Genomic DNA, 6,644 nt, shown 5'->3' with positions numbered 1-6,644 from the left:
GTCCGGCATTGCGCCGGACGGGGCTTTTGCATTTTCGGGTCAGGCTCACCCCCGTAAGCCTGTCCCGACATTCCCTTCTTTTGCAGCTACTCAAGGCCTTCTCGAACCTTGGGGTCGATGTTCGTCGCGATGACGACGAGCGTCCAGTGAACGATGTTTAATATTCATTTAAGTGCTAGATATCTAGTTATTTATTCTTTTTCATGATGGCAAATCCCGAGCTACAGTTGAGTTCTCCAACAACTCATCAGGAGCAGCATCATGAGCCTCAGACTCGGCGACATCGCCCCCGACTTCGAACAGGATTCCAGCGCCGGCAAGATTCGTTTTCACGAGTGGCTGGGCGATAGCTGGGGTGTGCTGTTCTCCCACCCGGCCGACTTCACCCCGGTGTGCACCACCGAGCTGGGCTTCACCGCCAAGCTCAAGGATGAGTTCAGCAAGCGCGGCGTCAAAGCCATTGCGCTGTCGGTCGACCCGGTGGACTCGCACCACAAGTGGATCGAAGACATCAACGAAACCCAGAACACAGTCGTCAACTTCCCGATCCTGGCCGATGCCGATCGCAAGGTGTCCGATCTCTATGATCTTATCCACCCGAACGCCAACGACACGCTGACCGTGCGTTCGCTGTTCGTGATCGATCCGAACAAGAAGATCCGCCTGACCATCACCTACCCGGCGAGCACCGGGCGCAACTTCCACGAGATCCTGCGGGTGATCGATTCGCTGCAACTTACCGACAACTACAAGGTGGCCACCCCGGCCAACTGGCAGGACGGTGAGGAGGTGGTGATCGTGCCGTCACTCAAGGACGAGGAAGAGATCAAGCAGCGCTTTCCGAAGGGCTACCGCGCGGTGAAGCCATACCTGCGCCTGACGCCGCAGCCGAATAAGTGAATCCAGTGAGCTATTTTGTTGTAGCTACCGGCGCTTTCGTCGGAACGCCGCCCGGAGCAGGCTCGCTCCCACATTTGAAATGCATTCCCCTGTGGGAGCGGGCTTGCCCGCGATGAGGCCTGAGCGGCCACTGCAAAATCATTGATCAAACAGCGCTTTCTGCCCCTCCGGCGACGTCAACATCCCATCGCCGTTATGCCCGACCCCGGGCACTTCAACCAGCCGCTGATTCACCCCTTCCGGATGCCGGCGCAGCAGGTAGCCGAAAAACAGTTTGCCGCGTTCCAGTCGATACGCACCCTGGGCTTCGGCGGCGCAGCTCTTGTCCAGCGCCGGATGCTGCGGGTCGGTGTCCTGCTGACCGAGCAGATAAATCACCTCGCGCTTGATGTAACTGCTTTCAAGCTGCAACGGCGTTTGCCCGCCGGCGTACACCGGCATGTCGCTCAGACCGTACTTCCAGCGATTAAACCCAAGGCACTTTGCGTGATCGAAGGCGACCGGCCGCTGTTCGTTGAAATACGCGTACGACGACGGATTGGCCACCACATAGCGCAGGCGAATGCCGTTGGCCTTCAGCGCCGGTTGGTCCTTGGCCAGCAGGGCATAACGCTGCACCACTTGGCCGCCACCGGAATGGCCGAAAATCACAATCTGTTTCACATCCGGAAACTGCTTGCGGTCGCTGACCCGGGCGACGATTTCATCCAGCGCGGCGTAGGAACTCAGCGGATTCGGCCCTGTGGATAACCCGCCGCCCATCCACTCGTTGCCTTTCCAGCGCAGCAACGTGTTGGGCAGCGAGTACAGGGCGACGTCGCTTTCATTGAGAAACTGCGGCGCGATCACCAGCGTGTGCGCGGTTTGTCCGGCCAGTTCGGTGGCGTGTTCGGCACTCTTGCGGTAGGTCTCGGCGTTGCGCAGACGGCCGTGAATGACGATCAGTACCCGCTCGATTTTTTTCCGGTGCGGGGCTGATGCCCACGGCCATTTCGCCGGCCTTCAACTGCAGACGCCCGGAGCTGATGGCATCGACGCCCGCCGCGTGCGCGCTGCCGCCGATGATCAGTAACGCCAAAAGCCATTTTTGCATTTACAGGTTTTTCGCCGCGAAGGTATCGCACTGGCCGACCTGGCCCTGGGCGAATCCGGTTTTGAACCAGCGCACCCTTTGCGCCGACGTACCATGGGTAAACGAGTCCGGCACCACTCGGCCCTGACCCTGTTGTTGCAGGCGATCATCACCGATGGCGTTGGCCGCGTTCAAGGCCTCTTCGACGTCACCCGGTTCCAGCCAGTTCAGGCGCTGCTGCGCATGGTAGGCCCAGACGCCGGCCAGGCAGTCAGCCTGCAATTCCTGACGCACCAGCAAACCGCCGTCGCCCTGCATCTGCCGCCCCTGTTGCCGGGCTGCCTGAATTTTTGCCGAGACGCCGAGCAGCGTCTGCACATGGTGGCCGACCTCGTGCGCGATCACGTAGGCCTGGGCGAAGTCGCCGGCAGCCTTGAAGCGCTGGGCCATTTCCTGGAAGAAGGCCATGTCCAGATAGACTTTCTGATCCGCCGGGCAATAGAACGGGCCGGTCGCCGAGGTCGCCAGACCGCAGGCGGAATTCACCCGGTTGCTGAACAGCACCAACGTCGGGTCCTTATATTGGCGGCCGGCCTGCTGGAAAATCGCGCCCCAGGTGTCTTCGGTATCACCGAGGATCGAACGCACGAATTCGGCCTGCTGGTCGTTGGCCGGTGGCGCCTGACGGGTTTGCGTCGAAGCCGGTGCCGATTGTTCGGTCATTTGCCCGGTGAGCTGACCGAGGATCTGCAGCGGGTCCTGGCCGGTGATCCAGCCGATGCCGACGATCAGCAGGATCGCCCCGAGGCTCAGGCCTTTGCCGCCACCGAACCGCATGCCACCGCCGCCGCTATCATCGCCACGGGCATCGACGACGTTGTCACTGCGTCGGCCTTTTTTCCATAGCATGTGGGAATCCTCTGTCTGTACGTGGTGATGAGTGTTGCTGGTGTGTGAGTGTGGCGCCAGTCCGGTCGTCCGTCCATTGGCGCACACGCAAGCAGGCCCGGCCTCGGGTGACGAGGGCGGGCCTGTTATTGACGAGCGTGTGCGCGACTAATTCAATCCGTTGGCGGATTTCTCCTTTCGCACTGTGCGTCAGCGATCGAAGGCGTCCCACACCGGGGCGAAATCCGGGCTGACCTGACGCTGATTTTTCGGCAGTGCGGCGATCAGTGCGCGGTCTTCAGCGTCCAGTTCAACCTGCAGCGAAGCCAGGTTCGCCAGTTGATTGGCCCGGCTGCTGGCCTTGGGAATCGCCGCGACGTTGGGCTGATCGAGCAGCCATTTCAATGCGATCTGAGTCGGCAGCACACGGTGTTTTTTCGCGATCTGCTGAATCTGCGCGATGTCCGAGACCTTGTTGCGCGCCAATGGCGTGTAGGCCGTCAGTCCTAGATCGTGTTGGCGGGCATAGTCGAGCAAGGCGTTTTGTCCGAGCAAGACGTGGTACTCGACCTGGATCGCTGACAGAGGGATGGCGTATTCCTCGACGACTTTACGCAGCAGCGGCAGCGGAAAATTCGCCACGCCGATGTGGCGAGCCAGACCTTGCTCCTTGAAGGATGCGAGGGTTTCAAGCGTGCGCGGCAAGTCCCAGTCAGTGCTCGGCCAGTGGATCATGAACAGGTCGACATACTCGCTGCGCAAAGCCTTGAGGCTTCGTTCCATCGAGTGGCGCATGGCGTCGGGTTGCAACTGGTCCCACCAGACCTTGGTGGTGACATGAATCTGCTCGCGGGGTGTCGGCGTGTTCGCCAATGCTTGTCCGATTGCGTCTTCGTTGTTGTAGGCCGCTGCCGTGTCGATATGCCGATAACCGAGTTCCAGCGCTTGCTCGACGGCACGGGTGCATTCGTCGCCGAGCATCGGCCAGGTGCCGAGGCCGAGTTTCGGCATGTTCAAACCCTGGGCGTTAACGATGTGCTGCATGGTCGATCTCCTGTTCGAAAGCAGTGATACCGGCGATATGGCGGGCGGCGATGTAGCCGAACGTCAGCGCCGGGCCGAGATTGATCCCGCCCGCCGGATAGTGCCCGCCCATGATGCTGGCCATGTCGCCACCGGCGGCGTAGAGCCCGGCGATGGGCTGGCCATGGGCGTCGAGCACTTGTGCCTGCGGGTTGACCCTGAGCCCGGCAAAGGTGCCGAAGCAGCCCGGTTGCACTTTCACGGCATAAAAAGGGCCGGCCACTATTGGGGCAACGCAGGGGTTGGGAAGGTTCGCCGGATCGCCCTGTTTGCGGTTGTAGGGCGTTGCGCCGCGACCGAACAGCGGGTCTTCGCCAAGGCGCGCATGCGAGTTGTAGTGATCAACAGTGCGGCGCAACCCGCCGGGATCGATACCGCAGGCGCTGGCCAATTCTTCAAGGGTGTTGCCGGTTTTCAGATAGCCGCTGCGGATAAATCCTGACAGCGGAACGGGAAATGGCCGCGACATGCCCAGGCCATAACGCCGTTGAAAGGCGCGGCTGCAGATCAGCCACGAGGCGACTTCCTCGCCTTCCGGGGTGGCGGCAACCATGGCGCTGACGTAGTCGAAGTAACCATTGGCTTCATTGACGAAACGCTGGCCGTTGCGCAGTACACCGATGATTCCCGGTTTGCCGCGCTCGATGATGTGCGGGAAATGGCCGATGCTGCCGTCGGCATGGGGTACTTGCGAGACCGGCGCCCAGGCCACGGGCGACGCCAGGTCGGTGTTGACCGTGGCACCGACGCTTTCGCCCAGACGCAGGCCATCGCCGTTGACTGCCAGCGGTGGCAGTGCCCAGTGTTCATGACCTGTGGGCGTGCGCGGAAACAAGGCCTTGCGCCGCTCGATGTCATTGGCGAAACCGCCGGCGGCCAGCACCACGGCTTTGCGTGCATGAACGCGGACCGGGCCTTTTGCGCTGTTGACCACGGCGCCGCAAACCCTTGCTTCATCGCGCAGCAGTTCGCTCACCGGCGCCGACTCCCATAACAGGACGCCAAGGTCCTCGGCGGATTTCGCCAGCCTTGCGACCAGCGCCACCCCGTTGACCAGTTGCATGGCCCGGCCGTGTACCGCCAGATCCAGCAAGTGTCGGGTAAAACGACGGGTTACATGCCAAGCCGCTTTCAGCGAACGGGTCAGATTGAGGAACGCCGAAAGGTCGGCGCCGGCCATGATCGGCATGCCCATGAAGGACGTTTCGCGCATCGTTGTACGCAGGCGCTTGAGCAGGCGTCCGACTTGGCGTCCGTCGTAAGGCGCCGCGATGACCGAGCGCCCGCCCGTGCCAGCGCCCGGCGTATCGCCATGGATGTCGGCGATGGCGTTGCCGTCGGCAAATTGCAAAGCGCTGTGCTGTTCGAAAAAACGCGACCATCTGTGGTCCGGCAGTGAGGAAGGCGTCGACCATGGACGGGTCGTAATGCTCGCCGAGTTCGTGGCGCAGGTACGTGCGCGGTTGCTCGATGTCTTCGACGATGCCGGCGCGTCGCGCCAGTGGATTGCACGGTACCCACGCCCAGCCGCCGGACCACGCCGTGGCACCACCGAACAGCGGATCCTTTTCAACCACGATGACTTTCAGACCGTGCCAGGCGGCAGTGACCGCTGTGGATAAACCGGCAGCGCCGGAGCCGACGACCAGCACGTCGCAGTCGATTTCGGGAAGTTCGGCAGGCATCAAACAAAGCTCCCCAACTGGATTTTATTGGAATTAGATTCCAGAAATTAGCGAATGAAGCGCATCTGCCACAAGACCTGTTTCAGCAAAGTGGGCGGTTATCGCACTGTCAGTTCCGGATTTCGCTTTGTCTCGGATGTCTTTTAGAATCGGCGAAATTTCATTTGGATCTTCCCATGGCCGGCAGTCAGATCGAACGGGTTTTCAGTGTCCTGGAAAGCCTCACCAGTGAGCCGCGCGGGCTGCCGATGCAGACCCTGGCCGAGCAGCTCGACATCCCGAAAAGTGCCACTCACCGGATGCTCGCCGAGCTGATTCGGCTGGGTTACGTACGGCAGAATGCAGACACTCTGCGCTATCACTTGTCGACCAAACTGGTGGCGATGGGGTTTCAGTATCTGGCGAGCAGCGGTGCCGACATCGTGCAACCGGTGCTGGATCGACTGGCGCAGGAAACCGGTGAGCTGGTGCGTCTGGGGGTGATCGATGGCGAGCGCCAGACCTGGATCGCCAAGGCGCAGGGCGCCCGGACGGGCCTGCGTTATGACCCGGACATGGGCCGCGACGCTCCGTTGTTCTACACCGCCTCCGGGCACGCGTGGCTGGCCTGCATGAGCGACGCCGAAGCCTTGTCGCTGGTCGAGCGCCAGGGCGCGGAAGTGCCAGTGGGCATTGGGCCGAATGCGCCGCGCTCCAATATCGAATTGCTGGAGCGCCTGCGGCTGGCGCGGGAGCAGGGTTATGCCTGCGTCGAGGAAAGTTCGGCGGTGGGCACTTCGGCGATTGCTGCGGTGGTCAAGCACCCCGTTGACGGCCGGGTGATCGGCGTACTGAGCATTGCCGGGCCAAGCGCGCGGATGCCTGGCGCACGGCTGCATGAACTGGCACCGTTGCTGATGAAGTTCACCGAGGAGTTGTCGGCGGCGAGCCTGGCGTCTGAATTGTTTGTCTGACCGATCCCCTGTAGGAGCTGCCGAAGGTGCGATCTTTTGACTTTTGTTTTTTCAGATCAAGAG

4 protein-coding genes and 2 pseudogenes are annotated in these 6,644 nt (G+C 61.5%); 2 read left to right on the top strand and 4 right to left on the bottom strand.

Annotated elements, in window-relative coordinates:
- Window positions 1-261 precede the first annotated feature (261 nt).
- A complete protein-coding gene (locus tag HT737_RS11300) occupies window positions 262-900 on the top strand; it encodes a peroxiredoxin (protein ID WP_007913831.1) in 639 nt (212 codons plus the stop codon).
- 138 nt (window positions 901-1,038) lie between these two features.
- Here HT737_RS11300 and HT737_RS11295 read toward each other — a convergent pair.
- The 4 genes and pseudogenes from HT737_RS11295 to HT737_RS11280 all read right to left on the bottom strand — a co-directional run bounded on the left by HT737_RS11295 (window position 1,039) and on the right by HT737_RS11280 (window position 5,628).
- Window positions 1,039-1,993: pseudogene (locus HT737_RS11295) on the bottom strand (alpha/beta fold hydrolase).
- Window positions 1,994-2,881 carry a neutral zinc metallopeptidase gene (locus HT737_RS11290; RefSeq protein WP_108183876.1) on the bottom strand — a complete coding sequence of 296 codons (888 nt, stop codon included), beginning with the start codon at window positions 2,879-2,881 and terminating at the stop codon, window positions 1,994-1,996. It abuts the pseudogene before it with no gap.
- A gap of 189 nt (window positions 2,882-3,070) precedes the next feature.
- Window positions 3,071-3,904 (bottom strand): aldo/keto reductase, encoded by an 834-nt coding sequence (locus HT737_RS11285; protein WP_182402563.1) that lies wholly within the window; start codon window positions 3,902-3,904, stop codon window positions 3,071-3,073.
- Window positions 3,888-5,628: pseudogene (locus HT737_RS11280) on the bottom strand (FAD-dependent oxidoreductase). Before HT737_RS11280 ends, HT737_RS11285 begins: the two are co-directional and overlap by 17 nt.
- 176 nt (window positions 5,629-5,804) lie before the next feature.
- Here HT737_RS11280 and HT737_RS11275 point away from each other — a divergent pair.
- A complete protein-coding gene (locus HT737_RS11275) occupies window positions 5,805-6,581 on the top strand; it encodes an IclR family transcriptional regulator (protein WP_047296719.1) in 777 nt (258 codons plus the stop codon).
- Window positions 6,582-6,644: the final 63 nt, after the last annotated feature.

Source organism: Pseudomonas sp. MD195_PC81_125 (assembly GCF_014060985.1).
Classification (GTDB): Bacteria; Pseudomonadota; Gammaproteobacteria; order Pseudomonadales; family Pseudomonadaceae; genus Aquipseudomonas; species Aquipseudomonas parakoreensis.
This window is presented reverse-complemented; position numbering and strand designations above follow the sequence as displayed.